The organism is Methylomonas fluvii, assembly GCF_014850975.1.
Lineage (GTDB): Bacteria > Pseudomonadota > Gammaproteobacteria > Methylococcales > Methylomonadaceae > Methylomonas > Methylomonas fluvii.
In genome coordinates, this window is sequence record NZ_JACXST010000002.1 from 1,530,648 (window position 1) to 1,553,456 (window position 22,809).

The 22,809-nt window shown below is 48.5% G+C and carries 19 protein-coding genes and 5 tRNA genes; 4 read left to right on the forward strand and 20 right to left on the reverse strand.

What is annotated here, in order from left to right; translation table 11 throughout:
* Window positions 1-146 precede the first annotated feature (146 nt).
* From rpoC to EBB_RS16645, 20 genes are all read right to left on the reverse strand, one after another.
* Window positions 147-4,358 (reverse strand): DNA-directed RNA polymerase subunit beta', encoded by a 4,212-nt coding sequence (rpoC, locus tag EBB_RS16550; protein ID WP_306790013.1) that lies wholly within the window; start codon window positions 4,356-4,358, stop codon window positions 147-149.
* A gap of 61 nt (window positions 4,359-4,419) precedes the next feature.
* Window positions 4,420-8,496: a DNA-directed RNA polymerase subunit beta gene (gene rpoB / locus EBB_RS16555; RefSeq protein ID WP_192394824.1), complete on the reverse strand. Its 4,077-nt coding sequence runs from the start codon at window positions 8,494-8,496 to the stop codon at window positions 4,420-4,422.
* Window positions 8,497-8,618: 122 nt separating this feature from the next.
* The gene (gene rplL, locus EBB_RS16560; protein WP_020484796.1) at window positions 8,619-8,987 is read right to left on the reverse strand and encodes a 50S ribosomal protein L7/L12; all 369 of its coding nucleotides are present in this window, start codon (window positions 8,985-8,987) and stop codon (window positions 8,619-8,621) included.
* A gap of 46 nt (window positions 8,988-9,033) precedes the next feature.
* The gene (gene rplJ / locus EBB_RS16565) at window positions 9,034-9,528 is read right to left on the reverse strand and encodes a 50S ribosomal protein L10 (protein WP_026147170.1); all 495 of its coding nucleotides are present in this window, start codon (window positions 9,526-9,528) and stop codon (window positions 9,034-9,036) included.
* Between the two features lie 189 nt (window positions 9,529-9,717).
* On the reverse strand, window positions 9,718-10,413 hold the full coding sequence (gene rplA / locus EBB_RS16570; protein WP_020484794.1) for a 50S ribosomal protein L1: 696 nt from the start codon (window positions 10,411-10,413) through the stop codon (window positions 9,718-9,720).
* Window positions 10,413-10,844: a 50S ribosomal protein L11 gene (gene rplK / locus EBB_RS16575; protein ID WP_020484793.1), complete on the reverse strand. Its 432-nt coding sequence runs from the start codon at window positions 10,842-10,844 to the stop codon at window positions 10,413-10,415. The genes rplA and rplK overlap by 1 nt, the downstream gene beginning before the upstream one ends.
* Window positions 10,845-10,943: 99 nt before the next feature.
* Window positions 10,944-11,477: a transcription termination/antitermination protein NusG gene (gene nusG / locus EBB_RS16580; RefSeq protein ID WP_033159599.1), complete on the reverse strand. Its 534-nt coding sequence runs from the start codon at window positions 11,475-11,477 to the stop codon at window positions 10,944-10,946.
* On the reverse strand, window positions 11,477-11,857 hold the full coding sequence (gene secE / locus EBB_RS16585; RefSeq protein WP_192394825.1) for a preprotein translocase subunit SecE: 381 nt from the start codon (window positions 11,855-11,857) through the stop codon (window positions 11,477-11,479). The genes nusG and secE overlap by 1 nt, the downstream gene beginning before the upstream one ends.
* A gap of 37 nt (window positions 11,858-11,894) precedes the next feature.
* Window positions 11,895-11,970 (reverse strand) — tRNA-Trp (locus EBB_RS16590).
* 34 nt (window positions 11,971-12,004) lie between these two features.
* Window positions 12,005-13,195: an elongation factor Tu gene (gene tuf / locus EBB_RS16595; RefSeq protein WP_020484790.1), complete on the reverse strand. Its 1,191-nt coding sequence runs from the start codon at window positions 13,193-13,195 to the stop codon at window positions 12,005-12,007.
* Between the two features lie 41 nt (window positions 13,196-13,236).
* Window positions 13,237-13,312 (reverse strand) — tRNA-Thr (locus EBB_RS16600).
* A gap of 20 nt (window positions 13,313-13,332) precedes the next feature.
* Window positions 13,333-13,406: transfer RNA gene (locus EBB_RS16605), tRNA-Gly, on the reverse strand.
* Window positions 13,407-13,424: 18 nt separating this feature from the next.
* A tRNA-Tyr gene (locus EBB_RS16610) sits at window positions 13,425-13,509 on the reverse strand.
* Window positions 13,510-13,584: 75 nt separating this feature from the next.
* The gene (gene pth, locus EBB_RS16615) at window positions 13,585-14,139 is read right to left on the reverse strand and encodes an aminoacyl-tRNA hydrolase (RefSeq protein WP_192394826.1); all 555 of its coding nucleotides are present in this window, start codon (window positions 14,137-14,139) and stop codon (window positions 13,585-13,587) included.
* Window positions 14,140-14,161: 22 nt separating this feature from the next.
* Entirely contained in the window at window positions 14,162-14,758 is a 597-nt protein-coding gene (locus EBB_RS16620; RefSeq protein ID WP_192394827.1) for a 50S ribosomal protein L25/general stress protein Ctc, read from the reverse strand.
* 45 nt (window positions 14,759-14,803) lie between these two features.
* Complete coding sequence (locus tag EBB_RS16625) at window positions 14,804-15,757, reverse strand: ribose-phosphate diphosphokinase (protein ID WP_192394828.1); 954 nt, start codon at window positions 15,755-15,757, stop codon at window positions 14,804-14,806.
* Between the two features lie 35 nt (window positions 15,758-15,792).
* Window positions 15,793-15,867 (reverse strand) — tRNA-Gln (locus tag EBB_RS16630).
* 9 nt (window positions 15,868-15,876) lie between these two features.
* The gene (gene ispE, locus EBB_RS16635; protein WP_192394829.1) at window positions 15,877-16,743 is read right to left on the reverse strand and encodes a 4-(cytidine 5'-diphospho)-2-C-methyl-D-erythritol kinase; all 867 of its coding nucleotides are present in this window, start codon (window positions 16,741-16,743) and stop codon (window positions 15,877-15,879) included.
* A gap of 5 nt (window positions 16,744-16,748) precedes the next feature.
* A complete protein-coding gene (gene lolB, locus EBB_RS16640) occupies window positions 16,749-17,315 on the reverse strand; it encodes a lipoprotein insertase outer membrane protein LolB (RefSeq protein ID WP_192394830.1) in 567 nt (188 codons plus the stop codon).
* A complete protein-coding gene (locus tag EBB_RS16645; protein WP_225587472.1) occupies window positions 17,312-19,036 on the reverse strand; it encodes a tetratricopeptide repeat protein in 1,725 nt (574 codons plus the stop codon). Before EBB_RS16645 ends, lolB begins: the two co-directional genes overlap by 4 nt.
* Window positions 19,037-19,182: 146 nt before the next feature.
* Here EBB_RS16645 and hemA point away from each other — a divergent pair, with 146 nt between their 5' ends.
* The 4 genes from hemA to EBB_RS16665 are packed head-to-tail and all read left to right on the forward strand — an operon-like array spanning window position 19,183 to window position 22,799.
* The gene (gene hemA / locus EBB_RS16650) at window positions 19,183-20,433 is read left to right on the forward strand and encodes a glutamyl-tRNA reductase (protein ID WP_192394831.1); all 1,251 of its coding nucleotides are present in this window, start codon (window positions 19,183-19,185) and stop codon (window positions 20,431-20,433) included.
* Between the two features lie 8 nt (window positions 20,434-20,441).
* Window positions 20,442-21,527, forward strand: a complete 1,086-nt coding sequence (prfA, locus tag EBB_RS16655) for a peptide chain release factor 1 (protein ID WP_192394832.1) — start codon at window positions 20,442-20,444, stop codon at window positions 21,525-21,527.
* Entirely contained in the window at window positions 21,520-22,380 is an 861-nt protein-coding gene (gene prmC, locus EBB_RS16660) for a peptide chain release factor N(5)-glutamine methyltransferase (protein WP_192394833.1), read from the forward strand. The genes prfA and prmC overlap by 8 nt, the downstream gene beginning before the upstream one ends.
* Window positions 22,377-22,799, forward strand: coding sequence for a M67 family metallopeptidase (locus EBB_RS16665; protein ID WP_192394834.1), 423 nt, complete (start codon window positions 22,377-22,379; stop codon window positions 22,797-22,799). Before prmC ends, EBB_RS16665 begins: the two co-directional genes overlap by 4 nt.
* Window positions 22,800-22,809: the final 10 nt, after the last annotated feature.

The window sequence follows — 22,809 nt, forward strand, 5'->3', positions numbered from 1 at the left end:
AACTACTCCGAATATGCAATGTTTAATAAGCAATAAAGAAATCTGTGCGATCACAGATTAATATAGCTCCGCCCAAACCTATTGGCTGATGTGAGCAGAGCATAATACCTTTACAATAGAACTAGGTCAAGCGTTTTTAAGAATCTCTACTCTACATTCAAAGCTTGTTTCAACGCTTCCTCCACGTCAACTGCTTCAATGGCCTGGGTAGATGCTTCTGAACCGGAACCAGAGTCCGCAGCTCTTCTCTTACGTCGTTGCTCATGGTAAGCCAAACCAGTACCAGCTGGAATGAGACGTCCAACAATGACGTTCTCCTTTAAGCCATTCAAGCTATCGCTGATACCTCTCACCGCAGCATCTGTCAATACACGAGTCGTCTCTTGGAACGACGCCGCCGAAATAAATGACTCGGTAGCCAACGATGCTTTCGTGATACCGAGCAGCAAAGAATCGTAGCTGGCCGGAATCTTACCTTCTCTTTCAACTTGGTCGTTCACTGCGTTAATCATGGTACGTTCGACCTGCTCTCCTTTGACGAAATCGGTGTCTCCAGAGGCGGTAATCTCAACTTTTCTGAGCATTTGGCGGATGATTGCCTCAATATGCTTGTCGTTGATTTTTACACCTTGCAGACGATATACATCTTGAATTTCTTTTACCAGGTAGTCGGCCAATTCTTCGATACCACGCAGCCTTAAAATATCATGCGGCGTCAACTCACCTTCTGCGATGGTTTCGCCTTTATCAACAAACTCACCCTCGAACACGGTGATATGCCGCCACTTTGGAATCAGGGTCTCGTATTGCTCGCCTTCCGAATCCGTGATGATGACGCGCTGCTTACCCTTTGTTTCTTTACCGAAGGAGACCATACCGGTTGCCTCCGCCAAAATCGCTGGATCCTTGGTTTTACGCGCCTCAAATAAGTCAGCAACCCTTGGCAAACCACCGGTGATATCCCTTGTTTTACTGGACTCTTGCGGAATTCTCGCTAAAACGTCACCAACCTTTACTTCCCCGCCGTCTTTAACACCGACGATAGCGCCCGCTGGTAAGAAGTATTGGGCAGGAATATCAGTTCCCGGCAAATTTATTTGTCCGCCTTGCTCATCGAGAAGACGAACCATAGGCCGCAACTCTTTACCCGCTGAGCTTCTTTGCTTAGGATCCGTCACCACTCGCGAGGTTAAGCCAGTGACGTCATCTGATTGCTCTTGAACAGTGATCCCGTCCATAAAATCAATCAGCTGAATAAAACCGTCTACTTCGGTGATAACGGGATGAGTATGCGGGTCCCAGTTCACGATAATATCGCCAGCGCTGACCGGGCTTCCATCACCCACCGACAACACCGCACCGTAAGGTATTTTATAACGCTCCCGCTCGCGACCGTAATCATCCATAACCCCAACCTCACCAGACCGAGATACGGCAACAAGATTGCTTTCTCTGTTCTTGACGGTTTTCAAGTTATTGAGTTTCGCAGTACCGCTGGATTTAACTTGCAAGTTACTAACCGCAGCAGACCGCGAGGCAGCACCACCGATATGAAAGGTCCGCATCGTCAGCTGAGTCCCCGGCTCACCAATCGACTGTGCTGCTACAACCCCCACAGCTTCGCCGATGTTCACCAAATGCCCCCGCCCTAAATCACGACCGTAACATTTGGCACAAACACCTTGACGCGATTCGCAAGTAATCACGGAGCGTACCAACATCTTGTCGACGCCGTTATCTTCCAGAACCGCGACCAGATTTTCGTCGATCATGGTGCCGGCAGGAATCAGAATGTTATTGCCAGCTGGATCAGTTACATCTATCGCTGCGACTCGTCCCAATACGCGGTCAGCCAAAGGCTCAACAACGTCTCCGCCTTCAATAATCGGCATCATGGTCAGACCGTTTTGCGTACCACAATCAGATTCAGCAATCACCAAATCCTGTGCGACGTCAACCAAACGCCGAGTCAAATAACCCGAGTTAGCGGTTTTCAGCGCGGTATCAGCCAAACCTTTGCGAGCACCGTGGGTTGAAATAAAGTATTGCAATACGTCCAAACCTTCACGGAAGTTCGCAGTAATTGGGGTCTCGATAATGGAGCCATCAGGCTTTGCCATCAAACCACGCATACCCGCCAACTGGCGAATCTGCGCAGCAGAACCCCGCGCACCGGACTCGGCCATCATAAAGATAGAGTTAAACGATTTTTGCTTTACATTCTCGCCTTTTGAGTTGACAACTTCGTCTTCACCCAAACCTTCCATCATTACTTTCGCGACCTGATCATTGGCGCGAGACCAAATATCAACGACCTTATTGTAACGCTCGCCGTCCGTAACCAAACCGGAGGCGTACTGGTTTTGAATTTCATTAACCTCGGCGTCGGCAGAACGAATGATGTCGGCTTTCTTGACGGGAATTTCCATGTCTTCGATACCGAAAGACACCCCGGAACGCGTCGCGTATTTAAATCCCAGGTACATGATCTTATCTGCCAACATCACGGTTTCTTTGATACCGAGATAGCGGTAGCTATAGTTGATCAGCCGGGAAATATTCTTCTTGGTCATGTCGACGTTGACCAATTCGTAAGGCATACCGTCTGGCACAATACCCCAAACTATTGAGCGTCCTACCGTAGTTTTCTTTCTGCTGACGATAGTTTCGAAGTCGCCTTCCGGAGTTTTCAATTTCTCGGTGACGCGTACTTCAATTTTACTTTGCAATTCAATAGCCTTAGCGTCCAGAGCGAGCATTACCTCTGACAAATCACCGAATACGCTACCCTCGCCTACCGCGTTGACCTTTTCGCGCGTAATGTAATACAAGCCCAATACCACGTCCTGAGACGGGTTGATCACTGGCTCACCGTTAGCAGGTGACAAAATATTGTTCGTCGCCATCATTAAGGTACGCGCTTCCAATTGCGCCTCGATTGACAACGGAATATGCACGGCCATTTGGTCTCCGTCGAAGTCGGCGTTGAATGCGCTACAGACCAAGGGATGCAACTGAATAGCTTTGCCTTCGATCAAAATCGGCTCAAATGCTTGAATACCTAATCTATGCAACGTTGGAGCACGGTTTAGTAATACAGGATGCTCGCGAATTACTTCTTCAAGAATATCCCATACTTCTGCGCCCTCGCGCTCTACCATTTTTTTGGCAGCTTTGATCGTCGTCGCTAAGCCGCGCAGCTGCAATTTGCTGAATATGAAAGGCTTGAACAATTCCAAAGCCATTTTTTTCGGCAAACCGCATTGATGGAGTCTTAATGTCGGCCCCACCACGATGACCGAACGTCCGGAATAATCGACGCGCTTGCCCAACAAGTTTTGCCGGAAACGACCTTGCTTACCTTTGATCATATCAGCCAAAGACTTCAAAGGACGTCTGTTGCTACCGGTGATAGCACGACCTCGGCGACCGTTATCCAATAAGGCATCGACAGCCTCTTGTAGCATGCGTTTTTCGTTGCGAACGATAATGTCAGGCGCGTTCAGATCCAACAGGCGTGTCAAACGATTGTTTCGGTTGATCACCCGACGATACAAATCATTCAAATCGGAGGTTGCGAAACGTCCGCCATCCAGCGGCACCAGTGGGCGCAACTCGGGCGGCAGCACTGGCAACACCGTCATAATCATCCATTCCGGACGATTGTTAGAAGCCAGCAAAGAATCGATAACCTTCAGACGTTTCGAATATTTTTTAATTTTTGTATCTGAATTCGTCGCGTTGATTTCTTCACGTAGCGTGTTGATTTCTTCTTTTAAATCAATTGATTTGAGCAAATCATAGATCGCTTCCGCGCCCATTTTCGCAACGAAATCGTCGCCATGTTCCTCAACGGCGTTCAAATATTCTTCGTCGGTTAATAGTTGGCCTTTCTCCAGCGGCGACATACCCGGATCGATTACGACGAATGTTTCGAAATACAACACCCGCTCAATGGAACGCAATGTCATATCCAAAAGTAAGGCAATACGAGACGGCAGTGATTTCAGAAACCAAATATGCGCCACCGGGCTGGCCAAATCGATATGGCCCATTCGCTCCCTGCGTACCTTAGACAGGGTAACTTCGACGCCGCATTTTTCGCAGATGACGCCGCGATGTTTTAGACGCTTGTATTTACCGCACAAGCACTCGTAATCGCTGATGGGTCCAAAAATCTTGGCGCAAAACAGGCCATCACGTTCTGGTTTAAAGGTACGGTAATTGATTGTCTCAGGCTTTTTCACTTCACCATAAGACCATGAACGAATCATGTCCGGCGAGGCCAATCCAATCCGGATATTGTCAAAATCATCTGTCCGACCTTGACGTTTTAAGAAATTCATTAAATCTTTCAAGAGCTTATCCCCTTTAAATGTTATCCGATATTGTCCAGAATCTATCTCACAAAGAACGGAATTAGTCTTGTTCCATTTCGATATTCACTGCCAGCGAACGAATCTCTTTCACTAAGACATTGAATGATTCCGGCATGCCGGCTTCCATTGAATGGTTGCCATCGACAATGTTTTTATACATTCGAGTTCTGCCTGTCACGTCGTCGGATTTGACAGTCAACATTTCTTGCAATGTGTAAGCTGCGCCATAAGCTTCCAGAGCCCAGACCTCCATCTCACCAAAACGCTGACCACCGAATTGCGCTTTACCGCCCAAAGGTTGCTGCGTTACCAAACTGTAAGGACCGGTCGAACGCGCATGCATCTTATCGTCCACCAAGTGGTTCAATTTCAGCATATACATGTAACCCACAGTAACTTCACGCTCAAACGGTTCGCCTGTTAAGCCGTCGTACAGTACGGTTTGCCCGTGCTCCGGTAAATCGGCCAAACGCAACATGGTACGAATATCTTCTTCCGAAGCCCCGTCGAAGACCGGCGTCGCCATAGGCACACCGGCAACTAAGTTGACCGCCATCTCGAGAATTTCTTTATCGGTAAACGAATTCAGATCTTCCTTTCGGCCGCTGCAATTGTAAATTTTCTCCATGAAACCACGTATTTCCGCGACTTTTGCTTGAGCTTCCAGCATCTTACCGATCTTGATACCCAAGCCTTTGGATGCCCAACCCAAATGCGTTTCCAACACCTGACCAACGTTCATCCGCGAAGGTACGCCAAGAGGATTCAACAGAATGTCGACTGGATTGCCGTCAGCTGTATAAGGCATATCTTCAATCGGCACGATTTGGGAGATAACACCCTTGTTACCGTGACGACCGGCCATCTTATCGCCCGGCTGAATACGTTTTTTAACAGCCAAATAAACTTTGACCATCTTCAACACGCCCGGCGCCAAGTCGTCGCCCATCGTGATTTTTTTCTTTTTCTGCTCGAAACGCTCGTCGAACTCTTTACGTTGCTGATCGACATGCTCAGCAACGGTCTCCAATTGCACGTTGACATCTTCGTCCAGAGTGCGGATTTTCAACAGCTCGGAAGGCACCAACCCATCCAAATACTCAGCGGTAATTTCTTCGCCTTTTTTCAAGCCATTCGGGGCTTTTTCGGCCTTTTTACCCGCTAACAAGGTTTTTACCCGGGCAAAAATATCATGCTCGACAATTTTCAGCTGGTCGTCCAAGTCTTTCCGGTAACGCTTGATTTCCGCGTCCTCGATTTCCAGGGCGCGCTTGTCCTTTTTCACACCATCACGGGTGAAAACCTGAACATCAATCACAGTACCGCGGACGTTGCCCGGCACACGTAGCGACGTGTCTTTAACATCGGCTGCTTTTTCGCCGAAGATCGCTCTCAGTAATTTCTCTTCTGGCGTTAATTGCGTTTCACCTTTCGGCGTCACTTTACCCACCAGAATGTCGCCACCTTTCACTTCCGCGCCGACGTATACAATGCCGGATTCATCCAATTTGGATAAGGCTTCTTCGCTGACGTTAGGAATGTCCGCGGTAATCTCTTCTGGACTGTGCTTGGTTTCGCGTGCGACGCAAGTTTTCTCTTCGATGTGAATAGTCGTGAAACGATCTTCCTTTACCACCCGTTCGGACACCAAAATGGAGTCTTCGAAGTTATAACCATTCCATGGCATGAAGGCGATTAACATGTTTTGACCCAAGGCCAATTCGCCGATGTCGGTCGAAGGACCATCTGCCAAAATGTCGCCGGCTCTCACAATGTCACCGAGCTTAACCAGTGGCTTTTGATTGATACAGGTGTTTTGGTTGGAACGCGTGTATTTAATCAAGTTATAAATATCGACACCTGGCACACCGGCCACGGTTTCGTTGTCGTTCGCCCGCACCACGATGCGAGCCGCGTCGACCGCTTCGATACGACCGCCACGAGTCGCGACCACGGTTACACCCGAGTCTTTCGCCACGACGCGTTCCATACCGGTACCGACCAACGGTTTTTCAGCGCGCAAAGTTGGAACGGCTTGGCGTTGCATGTTCGAACCCATCAACGCCCGGTTCGCGTCGTCATGCTCCAAGAACGGAATGATGGATGCCGCCACGGATACGATCTGCTTGGATGATACGTCCATGTATTGTACGGTTTCGGACGAAGCCAAGGTGAATTCGTCTTTGTAACGGCAAGACACCAAGCCTTCAACCAATTTGCCGCTTTCATCAACCGCCACGCTGGACTGTGCGATAACGTATTCGCCTTCTTCGATTGCGGAAATGTAATCGACCTGATCGGTTACTTTACCGTCGACCACTTTCCGGTACGGGGTTTCCAGGAAGCCGTATTCGTTGGTTCTGGCGTAGACGGATAATGAGTTAATCAGACCAATGTTTGGACCCTCTGGGGTTTCGATAGGGCACACCCGACCATAATGGGTGGTGTGAACGTCACGAACCTCGAATCCTGCACGTTCTCTGGCTAAACCGCCAGGACCCAGTGCCGAAACACGGCGTTTGTGGGTAACTTGCGATAGCGGATTGTTTTGGTCCATAAATTGCGACAACTGGCTGGAACCAAAGAATTCCTTGACTGCCGCAGAAACAGGTTTAGCGTTGATGATTTCCTGCGGCATATAGCCCTCGGAATCCGCCAAGGTCAAACGCTCTCTGACAGCTCGTTCGACACGTACCAGACCTATGCGGAACTGGTTCTCGATCATTTCGCCAACAGAACGTACTCGTCTGTTACCCAAATGGTCAATATCGTCCACAGTACCATTGCCATTTCTAATCTTTATTAGCTCTTTAAGTACGTCAATGATGTCTTCTTTACTTAGCGTACCCAAACCTTCTGTTTCTTCACGCCCCAAACGACGATTGAATTTCATCCTGCCAACGGCGGATAGATCGTAACGTTCGTCGGTAAAGAACAGGTTTTCGAATAAGTTTTCCGCAGACTCTACGGTAGGCGGCTCGCCAGGACGCATCATTCTGTAGATTTCCACCAAGGCTTCCAAGCGATTTGTGGTGGTGTCCAGACGCATCGAATTGGAGATGTAAGGACCTCTATCCAAATCGTTAACATACAAAGTATTGATCTCGCGAACACCCGCATCGATCAACTTCTGTAATAAATTATCGGTGATTTCGTCATTAACGCTGGCCAACAATTCACCGGTAGATGTATCGACAACATTGTGGCCGAGAATTTTTCCGTACAAATAGTCCCTGGGCACTTCGATTTCAGTGACACCGGACTTTTCCAGTTGGCGAACATGTTTGGCAGTAATTCTGCGACCCTCTTCGATGACGACGTTACCGTCGTGCTTAATATCGAAGACAGCCATTTCACCACGCAACCTATCAGGGATAACGTGGAACATCAATTTTTCGGCGCTCAATGAGAACTTGTTGGTTTCGAAGAAAATGTTAATCATTTCTTCGTTTTCGTATCCCAAAGCCCGTAACAAAATAGTAGCCGGAATTTTTCTGCGTCTATCTATACGCACATAAACGGCGTCTTTATGATCGAATTCGAAATCCAACCACGAGCCGCGATAAGGAATCACCCGCGCGTTGAACAGCAATTTACCGGACGAATGGGTTTTACCTTTGTCGTGATCGTAAAATACACCGGGCGATCTGTGCAACTGCGACACAATGACCCGCTCGGTACCGTTAATCACGAACGTGCCGTTATCGGTCATTAGCGGAAGTTCACCCATGTAAACTTCTTGCTCTCTAATATCTTTAACGACCTTGGTATTAGCAGGCGCGTCTTTATCATAAATAACTAAACGCACTAAAACGCGCAACGGAGCTGAAAATGTAGCGCCGCGCTGTTGACATTCTCTTACATCGAATGCGGGTTCCCCCAAGCGATATTTAACGTACTCCAATACAGCATAGCCGGAATGACTTACTACCGGAAAGACACTGGAGAATGCGGCATGCAGTCCTTGATTGCGCCGTTTATCCGGCTCTATGCCGGACTGCAAAAAATTTGCATACGAATCAATTTGTGTTGCCAAAAGATAGGGAACTTCCAATACTTCGGAACCCTTCCCAAAATTATTACGGATACGCTTTTTTTCGGTAAAAGAATAGGCCATATTGCTTCTATACCTTCGTCGTCAGAGATTATTTACTACTGTTTTAGAAACAGTAAAAGGCCGACGGCAAAATGCCGTCAGCCCGGTTTGGTAGGCTTATGCCTGGTATGCAGTCAAGATGCTTATTTGATTTCGGCAGTTGCGCCAGCTTCTTCAAGCTCTTTTTTAGCCGCTTCAGCTTCGGCTTTGTTGACACCTTCTTTAACGGTAGTTGGCGCGCCTTCAACAGCGTCTTTAGCTTCTTTCAAGCCCAAGCCTGTCAAGCCGCGAACTGCTTTAATAACCGCTACTTTGTTTTCGCCGAAACCGGTCAAGATAACATCGAACTCGGTTTGCTCTTCAACAACAGCCGCCGCTACAGGAGCTGCAACCGCCACTGCCGCAGCAGCAGAAACGCCAAACTTTTCTTCCATCGCTGAAATCAGATCAACGATTTCCATCACAGTCATGTTAGAGACTGCTTCCAAGATGTCTTGTTGTGAAATTGCCATTGTATATTCCTCTAAAATTAATGAGTTTTAACTGGTTAACGCGAGATTATGCCGCTTCTTTCTCGTCTCTGATTGCAGCCAGAGTACGCGCGAGTTTCTCAACCGGTGCTTTCATGACCGACATCAGCATGCTGATACCTTGATCACGGGTTGGCAATCTTGCCAATCTATCCAACTCCGATCCGTCAAAAGCCTGTCCGCCGATCGCGACTACTTTTGCGATCAGTTTGTTATGGCCTTTGGAGAATTCGCTGATGAGTCGTGCCGCGCAGCCTGGATCTTCCATGGAAAATGCCAGAATTAAAGGACCAACCAGTCCTTCCTGCATACATTCAAACTCAGTCCCAGCGACAGCACGTTTAGCCAGTGTATTTTTGACTACGCGCAAATAAACGCCCGTTTCTCTCGCGGTTTTACGCAGCTCCGTTAATTCGGTAACTGTCAAACCCCGATATTCCGCAGCAATAGCGGAATGGGCTTTAGCGGCGAATTCAGCAACTTCCTCTACGACAACTTTTTTGCTATCTAAATTGAGTGCCACATCTACCTCCGGTACTTTCCGATTGTCCATCGGAATATATGAAACGCATCTTTCGATGCCCCTTTCACGGTCCCTTTCACCAACTTTGCGGCTCCAGCTCCCGTCTGCGTAGGAAAATTAAGCTTTCGCACCTACGGTCTTTGACGGTTACCGACTACTCGGCAACCCAAAGCCTTAAAACTTACTATTTTAAATATCGATACTGCTTTGATCGATCCACAAACCCGGCCCCATTGTTGATGACAATGCGATCTTTTTCAGATACACGCCTTTGGCAGCTGTGGGTTTCGCTTTTTTCAAATCTGAAATTAAGAATTCCAGATTTTGCTTAAGTGAGGTTTCATCAAAAGATACTTTACCGATAGAGCAATGAATAATGCCTGATTTATCAGTGCGGTATCTGACCTGCCCTGATTTGGCATTTTTAACTGCTGTCACAACGTCAGGCGTCACGGTACCTACTTTCGGGTTTGGCATCAGGCCTCTTGGACCTAAGATTTGCCCCAATTGGCCCACTACGCGCATTGCATCAGGTGAGGCAATTACCACATCAAAGTTCATTTCGCCGCGTTTTACTTGCTCAGCTAAATCATCCATACCAACGATGTCCGCACCCGCTTCGCGTGCCGCATCAGCATTTGGACCTTGAGTAAACACAGCAACTCTTACCGTTTTGCCCGTTCCGTTAGGCAACACAGAGGCGCCACGAACGTTTTGATCAGATTTACGTGGATCAACACCCAAGTTAACACTAACATCCACAGACTCATCAAACTTGCTATTTGCGAACTCTTTTAATAGAGCCACTGCTTCGGCAACCGAATATTGTTTGCTTCTAACTACCTTTTCTTTGATAGCCTTTGCTTTTTTAGTTACTTTTGCCATTACACGCCCTCCACGTTCAAGCCCATGCTGCGAGCGCTTCCCGCAATAATTCTTATCGCCGCTTCCAAATTAGCTGCGTTCAAATCTTCCATTTTGGTTTTAGCGATTTCTTCCAACTGCGCACGTGAAACTGTGCCGACTTTATTAGAATTGGGTTTGCTACTTCCGCTTTTAATACCGACTGCTTTTTTCAGCAAAACCGAAGCTGGCGGCGTCTTGGTAATAAAAGTAAAGCTTTTATCACTATAAACGGTGATAACAACAGGCAAAGGCAAGCCTTTCTCAACTTCTTGAGTTCTCGCATTAAATGCCTTACAGAACTCCATAATATTGACACCACGCTGACCCAGTGCAGGACCAATTGGTGGACTTGGATTAGCCTCACCTGCTTTAACTTGCAGCTTGATGTACGAATCAATTTTTTTTGCCATTTTATACTCCTAACGGGTGCAAGCGCTTTTTAGCTCCCCAACAAACAAAAATCCCGGCCATGCAAATGACAGGGATTCGTAAAAACCTCAAACTTTAGATTAGACTTTTTCAACCTGTCCAAATTCTAATTCAACTGGTGTAGATCGACCAAAAATAAGAACCGACACGCGCAACCGGCTTTTCTCGTAATTGACTTCTTCTATATTGCCGTTAAAGTCTTTAAATGGGCCGTCGGTAATCCGAACAACTTCCCCAACCTCAAATAAGACTTTAGGCCGCGGCTTATTCACGCCTTCTTCAACGCGATTCAATATTGCCATCGCCTCTTTCTCCGAGATCGGTGACGGCCTATCTGATGCTCCGCCTATAAAGCCCAATACTCTAGGAACATTCCTTACCAAATGCCATGTTTCGTCATTCAATTCCATTTGTACAAGCACATATCCGGGAAAGAATTTTCTTTCACTTTTACGCTGCTGACCCATGCGCATTTCAACGACTTCTTCAGTGGGAACCAGAATTTTTCCAAAAAACTCTTCCAGACCTTCGCGTTTTATACGCTCTTCCAGAGCTTGTTTGACTTTATTTTCAAAGTTGGAATATGCATGAACGACATACCAGCGAAGCGACATTATTTAATCCCCTGGCTCATCAAAATCTGAACACCCCAAAACAAAAACATATCTAACAACCACAGTATTAAGCCGACTATGAAGACCATTAAAAAAACCATCAGCGTAGTACGAACCGCCTCGTCTTTAGTGGGCCACACTATCCTTTTGAATTCCTGCTTGGACTCCAGCATAAAACCCCATAGACCACGACCTTTAGCAGTATTAAAAGCGACAGCTACAGCAGCCGTAAAAACGGCGACCAAAACCAAAACGCGATAAAGAAGCTGCAAATCGGAAAAATAGTAGAATGCTGATATGCCAACGACAACAAAAACCAAAGATAAAGCCAACTTTACGATGTCCACCACTGAGGAGACTTCTTCTGCCTGTGCGTTCATTTAGTCAACTTGAATTAAATTATGAAGATTTTCTGAATGGCAGGCCAGGAGGGACTCGAACCCCCAACTTGCGGTTTTGGAGACCGCTGCTCTACCAATTGAACTACTGACCTATTCAGAAAATATTTTTTGAATCAAAAACGGTTATTACTCGATAATAGAAGCAACAACACCCGCACCCACGGTGCGACCACCTTCGCGAATTGCAAAACGTAAGCCGTCTTCCATCGCAATCGGTGAGATAAGTTTTACGGTAACGGCGATGTTATCGCCAGGCATCACCATTTCCACACCTTCTGGCAAATCAACCGCACCCGTTACGTCGGTCGTTCTGAAGTAGAACTGTGGGCGGTAGCCGTTGAAGAACGGGGTATGACGACCACCCTCTTCTTTGGACAACACGTAAATCTCCGCTTTAAAGTGCGCGTGCGGCTTGATGGAGTTAACATGCGCCAACACTTGACCACGTTCAACATCTTCTCTTTTGGTACCACGCAGCAGGACACCGACGTTATCTCCCGCTTGACCTTGATCCAGCAGTTTGCGGAACATTTCCACACCTGTGCAGGTAGTTTGAACGGTATCTTTGATGCCGACGATTTCAACTGCTTCGCCTACTTTGATGATGCCCCGCTCAACACGACCGGTTACTACGGTGCCACGACCTGAAATTGAGAACACGTCTTCGATAGGCATCAAGAATTTGCCGTCGATCGCACGCTCTGGCTCAGGAATGTAACTATCCAACGCCTCAACCAAGCGAACAACGGATTGTACACCAATTTCGCTTTGCTCGCCTTCTAAAGCTTTCAACGCAGAACCGACGATAATCGGAGTATCATCACCAGGAAATTCATATTGGTTCAGCAGCTCGCGAATTTCCATTTCAACCAGCTCAATCAACTCAGCGTCATCAACCATATCGGCTTTGTTCAAAAACACGACGATATAAGGCACGCCGACTTGGCGTGACAACAGAATGTGCTCACGTGTTTGCGGCATAGGGCCATCCGCAGCCGAGCAAACCAGAATCGCGCCATCCATTTGGGCAGCACCGGTAATCATGTTTTTAACGTAGTCAGCGTGACCCGGGCAGTCAACGTGGGCATAATGGCGATTGGCCGACTCATACTCTACATGCGAGGTAGAAATGGTGATACCGCGAGCACGCTCTTCCGGGGCATTGTCGATTTGATCAAAAGCCTTCACTTCGCCGCCCTGCAGCTCTGCCATGACTTTTGTTAATGCCGCTGTCAATGTGGTTTTACCATGGTCAACGTGACCAATAGTGCCTACGTTTACGTGCGGTTTCTTTCTTTCAAATTTTTCTTTAGCCATTATGGAACACCCTAACTACAACAGAAACAATCAACCCTATCTGGAGCTCATAACCGGATTCGAACCGGTGACCTCTTCCTTACCAAGGAAGTGCTCTACCTACTGAGCTATATGAGCGAGTACCATTACATCGAGAATGGAGCGGGTGATGGGAATCGAACCCACGCAATCAGCTTGGAAGGCTGGAGTTCTACCATTGAACTACACCCGCAGATCCCATTAAATTTGGTGGTGGAGGGGGGAGGATTCGAACCTCCGAAGGTAGAACCGGCAGATTTACAGTCTGATCCCTTTGGCCGCTCGGGAACCCCTCCGTTACTTATTCGATCAATTATCCTTATTTACAAAATCCTAGTCAAGCTTTTTTTAAGAATCCCTTCTAAATACTCTTAGGCATTGATAAGTGCAAGATTGCCCGCAATTAGCGCCTCCATGTTTTTTGCCAACCCCTCAAACATACCAAGCAACCTCACCTGACCATCTAGCGACAACCCAGACAATACGTAATCAGCCACCGCCCCCCTTGCGACGGGACGACCAATACCGAGCCTCAGCCGGTAAAAATCACGAGAATCAATGTGAGCAATGATGTCGCGAAGCCCATTATGCCCCCCATGCCCGCCATCCCGCTTTAACCTGACAACACCCTCGGCAAGCTCAAGATCATCATGAACAACAAGCATCTCTTCTGGATTAAGCTTGTAATATCGCAAAAGCTTACCAACAGACACGCCGCTCTTATTCATAAAAGTCATCGGCTTTAGCAATACAAGCCTGAACCCACCAATATTGCACTCAGCCACCTCACCGGAAAACTGACTACTGCTCGACCAACCGACATTAGCAAGCCCCGCCAGGTAGTCCACAAACAAAAACCCGGCATTATGCCGGGTTTTTTCGTATTGCCGCCCAGGATTACCCAGACCAACAACTAACTTAATCATTCAAGCAAAACTCTAAATGCTATTACTCAGCAGACTCCACAGACCTTGGCTTGACGATTTGCGCAACCGGATGATCATGCTCAACACCATGCTGCAAGGCAGCAATCTCAACACCAGCCGGCAAAACCAAATCAGACAAATGAATTGTCGAACCGACATCTACACCAGCCAGATCTACCTCGATATATTCCGGCAAAGCAGAAGGCATACACAAAACCTCCACATCAGCCATAGCATGATTGACCAAACCACCCTTTTTAACGCCGACCGAAATAGCTTCATTGATAAAATGCAAAGGAACATGAACTTTCAATTTATGCGTCTCATCAACACGCATAAAGTCCATATGCAAAACTATCGGCTTTGCAGGATGCCTTTGTATATGCTTAAGAACAGCTTTTTCTGTTTTGCCGTCGATTTTAAGATCAAGCACATGCGAATAAACCGCCTCATGCACCAAATGTTTAACCACTTCGTTATGATCCAACAACAACATCTCAGGAGCACCACTACCACCATAAACTACTGCCGGCACCTTACCCTGACGACGAACAACTTTGGCCGCGCTACTGCCCGAGGCACTGCGAGCTTCTGCAACAAATTCAAACACGTTAGCCATTTTTTTCTCCAAAAGCTTGTTCCACAAGCACTACTTTAATTCTTATCAGTCAACATAAAGCGAACTGACAGACTCGCCCACAGCTATCCGCCGTATTGTCTCTGCCAACATCTCCGCAACGCTTAGCTGCCTAATCTTATTAATCCAGGACAATTCTGCAGTCAACGGAATCGTATCAGTAACTACCAACTCATCAAGAACGGAATTTTCAACATTTTCCGCAGCCGCACCAGACAACACCGGGTGAGTACAATATGCAACGACTTTTTTAGCACCATTTTTTTTGAGCGCTTCTGCCGCATGACACAAAGTACCGGCCGTATCAACCAAGTCATCTACCATGACACAGGTCCGCCCCTCTACATCGCCGATAATGTGCATTATTTCCGAAACATTCGGCCTAGGCCTACGCTTGTCGATTATCGCCAGATCAGCGTCACCTAGACGCTTGGCAATGGCTCTAGCCCTCACCACACCACCAACATCCGGCGAAACAACGATCAAATTTTCGTATTCTTGCCGCCAAATGTCGCCTAGCAAAATTGGCGAAGCATACACATTATCAACCGGAATCCCAAAGAACCCCATAATTTGATCCGCATGCAAGTCAACAGTCAACGCCCTGTCAGCACCGGCATTACCTATCATATCCGCAACCAATCTTGCAGTAATAGGCACCCTAGCCGACCTCGAACGCCTATCTTGCCGCGCATAACCATAATACGGCATAACTGCAGTTATTCTCGCCGCAGATGCCCGCCTCATAGCATCGATCATCACCAACAATTCCATCAGATTTTCGTTGGTGGGTGCACAGGTAGGCTGGATGACAAATACATCCCTACCCCTAACATTCTCTTCTATCTCAACAAAAATCTCGCCATCACTAAAACGACCAACTGTGGCCATGCCGAGACGCATATTGAGCTTCTTCACAATACCTTCAGACAACGCCTTATTGGCATTCCCGGAGAATACCATTACCGAGGCTTCACGCATTCAAGCACTCCTAAGGAACTATTGTGTGGAGATTATGGCTGGGCTGCAAGGATTCGAACCTTGGTATGCGAGGATCAAAACCTCGTGCCTTACCGCTTGGCGACAGCCCATTAAATTGATTAAACAGATCCCTGTTCTAATTTTTCATGCAGAGGCGATACATTAAGCCCTCGAGCCAAATAAACCAACCAATCCTGACTCAATGCAGAAAACGCTTCACGGGCCGATTCTTCTGAATTAAACTGAGCAAAAACACAAGCCCCAGTACCTGTCAATCTTGCTTCTGCATATTGAGACAATGCATCCAATGCATTACTCACCGACTTATACAACCTGCTAACGACCGGAAGACAATCATTCCGCCAATCGCCTGCAATGAAGTCGCGCATTTTGATGGGTTTGCTGTCTCTTGTCAACTCTTCCGTCAAAAAAATCTGCTTCGTGTTCACATGACAATCCGGCTTGATTACTACGACCCATTGTTCCGGAATCATTATAGGCTTTAATTCCTCACCAACACCCTCCCCCCAAGCGGTGTAGCCATAGACAAAAACAGGCACATCAGCGCCAAGCTGCAAACCCAACTCCATCAACTTTTCTAATGGCAACTGCAGATTCCACAACCTATTCAGCACCACCAGCGTAGTAGCCGCATCGGAACTACCACCACCCAAGCCGCCACCCATAGGCAGATTCTTTTCGACATCGATACATACCCCGGATGAACACCCAGTATATTGCTTCAATAAGTTGGCGGCACGAACAGTTAAGTCTTCGTGCTCCAGGACACCTGGAATTGGATGACGCAAATAAACCCGCCCATTTTCCGCAGGAAAAAATGTTATCCAATCACACAAATCAATAATCTGAAATACTGTTTGCAGCAAATGGTAGCCATCAGGACGACGCCCAGTGATCCTCAACATTAAATTCAACTTAGCCGGCGCAGGCCATTTTTCACCCCAACCCGCCGCTTGTTCTTGCATTTCCGTCACGACAAATCCCATTGATCCACTATTAATTTAATTCTTGTCTTATCTTTTTCCGCATTGAGCTTTCTCGGCAGCACCACAGCATTAACACGCTGCATTTCCCTGAAACCAACCCGCCATCCAGCCTGAAAAAATCCATCAATTTGCTCGACAAACGACTGCTCCGGATCCGGCACGCCAAGCACCCAATACCTCAAAGCGTTCACGGGAATCGCGACACCTAACTGCTCCGCCAGCACCTCTTCTGCAGGTCCGCGAAATTCTTTGTGATTGTCGCCGTCATCCACCGCCACAAAATCAGCTTCGACAGCGATCATCAGCTTACCCTGAGCCAATGGCCCCGAAAGCTCAATATCATCTCTCCCAGAGCGATGCCGCCAACTCACCGACGCAGAAAACGAATCCTTCTCATCAGCCAGCGCCAATCGCCCCTCAAAATACCATTGCTGTTGCTGCAACACTCTCATATCTTGCAAACGGTAGGCGTCTCCCGGCTTTTCTGAAAATAAAGAACAGCCGGACAAGAGCATCACAGCCAACAAAAATACACTGCCCTTAAAAATCATTGCCCGTTTTGCAAAAAGCGTTTTTTAAACTCCAACAAATATTCGTCATCAGGAGATTTTTTATAAACACTGTCGAAAAGCTCTTTTGCTTCCTTTTTCTCACCTAAAGACCAAAGCACTTCGGCAATATGCGCAGCAATTTCATTTTCCGGCTGCTTCTCGTACGCTCTACGCAAAAATTCCAGCGCCCGCTCAGGCTTTCCGAGCTTAAACTGCAACCATCCGTAGCTGTCTATTACCACTGCCTCATCGGGCTGCAAACTGAGAGCGCGCTCCAAATATTTGGCCGCCTCCTCATAGCGTTGCGTTCTATCGGTCAACGTATAACCCAACGCATTCAGCGCCCCTACATCGTCCGGCTTTTTCTCTAAAATTTTCTGCAGGTCGGATTCAAGCACATCAAGCTTGTCCAAGCGCTCAGCAACCAATGCCCTGGCATATAGCACTTCGCGATTCTCGGGCATGTCTTTTAAAGCCAGCGTAAGAACATCAAAGGCTTCTTGGTATTTACCCAATTGATTGTAAAGCTCCGCCTTAACCATCAAGACTCGCAAATGCTGTTCAGGATATTTGTTATCCATGCGCTTGATGCGGGCCTCGATCTCGTCGAAGCGTTTTTGATTCATCAACAAAGACACCGCTGCCATATCCGCGTCGAATGCGTAATTGCCGTCGCTCACCCGATCAAACCAAGTTAATGCCTTATCAGGATGCTGTTGATCAACTTCAATCTTGCCCAAGTAAAAACTAGCCTGCCCTTCCCACTCGGGATTATTCAGCAACTTCTCAAGTACGTTTTCAGCCTTATCGATCTGGCTTTGCTGCATATACACCAAAGCCAAGGTAAACAGCGTTTCAGCATCGTCCGGCTTGTCTTCCAGCACACTCTGGCAAAGCTTTATCGCATCGTCATAGTCGTGACCGTTAACCAACACTTCCAACAACATCTTTCTCAGCATTCTATCTTCCGGCGCCGCCTTGACCGCTTTTTCCAAAGAGGCGCGCGCCTTAGCCAAGTCGCCGGAGCGTCCGGCCAGCTGTGCCTGCAAGATCACAGCCTTATTCCAATCAGGCTGGATTAACAATGCTTGATTAACTTTCTGCTGGGCCAACTCGTTGTTTTGCAAAACCGACGCCAAAACCGCCTGCAAGAAAAATACGCTGGCTTGATTAGGATGCTCAACAGCCAACTCTTCCAGCACATCATAGGTAAATTGCGTGCGACCTTCTTTTTCCATCAACTTGGTCATTTCCAGCACACCAGCCTCAAAACCAGCTGGATCATCTGCCAGCATGGCATTGAGATTTTCGACAGCCGCCTTTTGATCTGAATTTTTGATCGCCAATAACACGGCAAACTTTCTCGCCGCCAAATTTTTTCCGTCTTTCGACAACCAAACCGTCAAGGCCTCACGGGTACGCTGCTCATCTTTCAAAAACAAACCAATTTTGACGGCTCGCTCCGCAATCCGCGGATCATCCACTCGCTTAGCGGCTTGCAGATACGCATCCATCGCCAAATGATACTGATTACGCTGCCCAGCCAATTCAGCAGCCATCAGTAAATACAGCACCTCTTCGTCGATCACCGTATTGCGGTTAACTCTGCTTTCCAAGCCCTCAGGCTTGACTGGCAAACCTTCTGCCTCAGGCTCTTTCTCAGGAGAAACGGCACATCCTGACATCGATAAAAACATTGCGATGGCTATCCATTTTTTCATGCAATCAATTGACCCACTTTTGAAAAACTATTGACGATAGATTACCAGAAAAAGCCCCTAAATCGGACTGCCGTTTCATTGTATTTGGACAAAAACAGCGCATTCCTTAAAATAGTGCACTTTTCTTGTGCTATTGTTCGCAACCGATGACTCTTCTTGCCGTAGGGATAAATTACAATACAGCGCCGGTCGCCATCCGCGAACGCTTGGCGTTCCCAACGGACATGCTCGATAACACGCTGAAAAACTTGTGGAATCTTCGCGAAATCAGCGAGGCGGCCATTCTATCGACTTGCAACCGCACCGAGTTTTACTATCAGGCCGACAGTGACAACCAATCCTCGCTGGTAAACTGGATAGCGGATACCAAACAGATCAAACCAGCCGATTTCACCCCTTATCTTTACAGCTACAAAGACAGCCAATCGATAAGACATATGTTTCGAGTGGCCTGCGGCCTGGATTCGATGATCCTGGGCGAACCGCAAATTCTCGGCCAAATGAAAACGGCCTACCACGCCGCTTCACAAGCTGGCACCTTGGGTCGAAATCTCAGCAAATTATTTCAACACACCTTTTCCGCCGCTAAAAAGGTCCGCACCGACACCGCTATCGGCTCCAGCCCAGTCTCGGTCGCTTTTGCCGCCGTGCAACTGGCACAACAAATTTTCGACAAACTCAGCGAACAAACAGCGTTACTGATAGGTGCCGGCGAAACCATAGAACTCACAGCCCGCCATCTATACCAACACGGCATAGGCCGTATCATCATTGCCAATCGCACTTACGACAAAGCCCATGCCCTGGCGATGCAATTCAACGGCTACGCGATCAACCTCGCCGAGTTGCCGAATCACTTGGCGGAAGCCGATATCGTGGTCTCATCCACCGCCAGCCAATTGCCGATCCTTGGTAAAGGCCGCGTGGAAAGCGCGATCAAAGTCCGCAAGCACAAACCGATGTTCATGGTCGATTTGGCCGTGCCGCGCGACATCGAAGCCGAAGTTGCGCAGCTACGCGACGTTTATCTGTATACGGTTGACGACCTACAAAACACCGTCAATCAAAACATGGACTCGCGCCGCCGCGCCGCCGAGCAGGCCGAGGAAATCATCGACACTCAAGTCGAACACTTTATGGCTTGGCTACGCTCTCAAGGCGCACAGGAAACCATCCGCGATTTCCGCACCCAGGCCGAGCAGACCCGCGACGAAGCCTTGCAAAAGGCTTTAGCCCAACTCAACAGCGGCGCAGCGGCCGATGAAGTATTGCAGCGCCTCGCTTACACCTTGACCAACAAACTGATCCACACCCCCTGCGCGCAACTGCGCGAGGCCGGCGCCAATGAACGCCACGACCTGATCGCCGCTTCCCGCGAAATTTTCAAATTACGATAAGCCACTGAATGAAACCCTCGATACAAACCAAACTGGAAAACCTCGGCGAACGCTTCGAAGAAATCACCGCCCTGCTGTCACAACCGGAAGTACAAAGCAATCAAAACCAATTCCGCAGCCTGAGCCAGGAATACGCGCAAATCGAGCCGCTGGTCGCCTGTTATAAAACCTATCAGGAAAACGAAGCCAATCTCGAATCGGCCCAGGAAATGGCTAAAGACAGCGACCCGGAGTTACGGGAAATGGCCAAAGAAGAAATCCAGGCCGCCGAAGCCCAACGCGAGGAATTGACCCAGCAACTGCAAATCCTGTTGCTCCCCAAAGACCCGAACGACAACCGTAACGTATTCCTGGAAGTCCGAGCCGGTACCGGCGGCGACGAAGCGGCGATCTTCTCCGGCGACCTTGCACGAATGTATCAACGCTATGCGGAAAGACAGGGGTGGAGCAGCGAAATTATCAACGAAAATCGCGGTGAACACGGCGGCTTCAAAGAGGTCATCATGCGCATCAGCGGCCAGAATGTTTACTCGCAATTGAAATTCGAGTCAGGCACCCACCGCGTACAACGCGTGCCGGAAACCGAATCGCAAGGCCGCGTGCATACTTCGGCCTGCACCGTGGCGATCATGCCGGAAGTCGACGCCGTCGACGAAATAGACATCAATCCCGCCGATCTACGCGTCGACACCTACCGCGCCTCCGGCGCAGGCGGCCAGCACGTTAACCGTACTGAATCGGCGATCCGCATTACTCACATCCCATCTGGTGTTGTAGTGGAATGTCAGGACGAGCGCTCGCAGCATAAAAACCGCGCCCGAGCGATGGGGGTATTACAAGCGCGCTTGATGTCCGCCGCCCAGGAAAAGCAACATGCCGAACAGTCTGAAAGCCGCAAACTGCAAGTGGGTAGCGGCGATCGATCCGAACGCATCCGCACCTACAACTATCCACAAGGGCGACTAACCGATCACCGTATCAATCTGACGCTCTACAAACTGGAAGAGATTATGGAAGGCGGACTGGAACACGTGATTCAACCGCTGATACACGAACATCAGGCGGAATTATTGACGCAGTTGGGCAATGTCTAAAAGCAATGACCAGTCGCTACTAAGCCTGTTGATCGCGGCAAACGAACAACTAAGCAGGACATCCGAAACCGCAATGCTTGACGCCGAAGTATTGCTTTGCCACTGCCTGAACAAAAACCGCTCATTTCTCCGAGCCTGGCCGGAACATCAACCCAGCGAGGAACAAATCGCTCAGTTTCAAATATTGGTAGAGCAGCGCGCGCAAGGCACGCCGGTTGCCTACTTAACCGGCCAACGCGAATTCTGGTCGCGCAATTTCAAAGTCAGCCCGGATGTCTTGATCCCCAGACCCGACACCGAATTGCTGATAGAGCTCAGCCTGTCGCTATTACCGACCGACCAGCCCTGTAAAATCATCGATCTCGGCACCGGCTCCGGGATTATTGCCATCACACTGGCCGCCGAACGCCCATTGACCCAAGTATTTGCCAGCGATCTAAGCTCAGCGGCTTTGGACGTCGCCCGCTATAATGCGCAGCAACTCAAGGCTGGCAATGTGCGCTTTGCGCAATCGCACTGGTTCGACAACATCGAAGAAACCGGCTTTGATTTGGTGCTTAGCAATCCACCCTACATCGCCGATAACGACCCGCACTTAACCATCGGCGACGTGCGCTTTGAGCCTGACAGTGCGTTGATTAGCCCCGACAACGGCCTGCAAGACATTCGGCAACTGGCCGAACAAGCTCGTACGCATTTGAAAGACCAAGGGCAATTATTAATCGAACACGGCTACAATCAACAAACCGAGGTACAAGCCATTTTTCACGAATGCGGTTACCGCCAGATCAATACACACGCCGACTTATCCGGCAACCCTCGGGTGACATCAGGAATATGGAAACCATTATGAACCACTGCCAAATTTCTCTACCGCGCAAGCTCACCAACCAGTTACTGCACTTGGCGCAACGATCCCCGGATACCGAGGTTTGCGGCCTAATCGGCGCGGACATTAACGGCATGCCGGCAAGTTGTTATCCGGTGGACAATAGCGCAGCCACGCCGGCAACTCGCTTTTTATTAGACGCCAGCCAGCAAATCGAGGCCATGCGCCAAATCCGCGAAAAAGGCGAAACGCTATTTGCAATCTACCACTCGCACCCGCATACGCCGGCCCAGCCCTCACCGACCGATATCCAGGAAGCCAGCTATCCGGATGCACTGCATCTGATCATTTCCCTAAATACCAAGGGCGTACTGGAAATGCGCGGCTTTAAAATGGCCGGAGACAGCGCGGAAGAAGTGGCATTAAATCTGATTGAAGCTTAATTCCACGCTT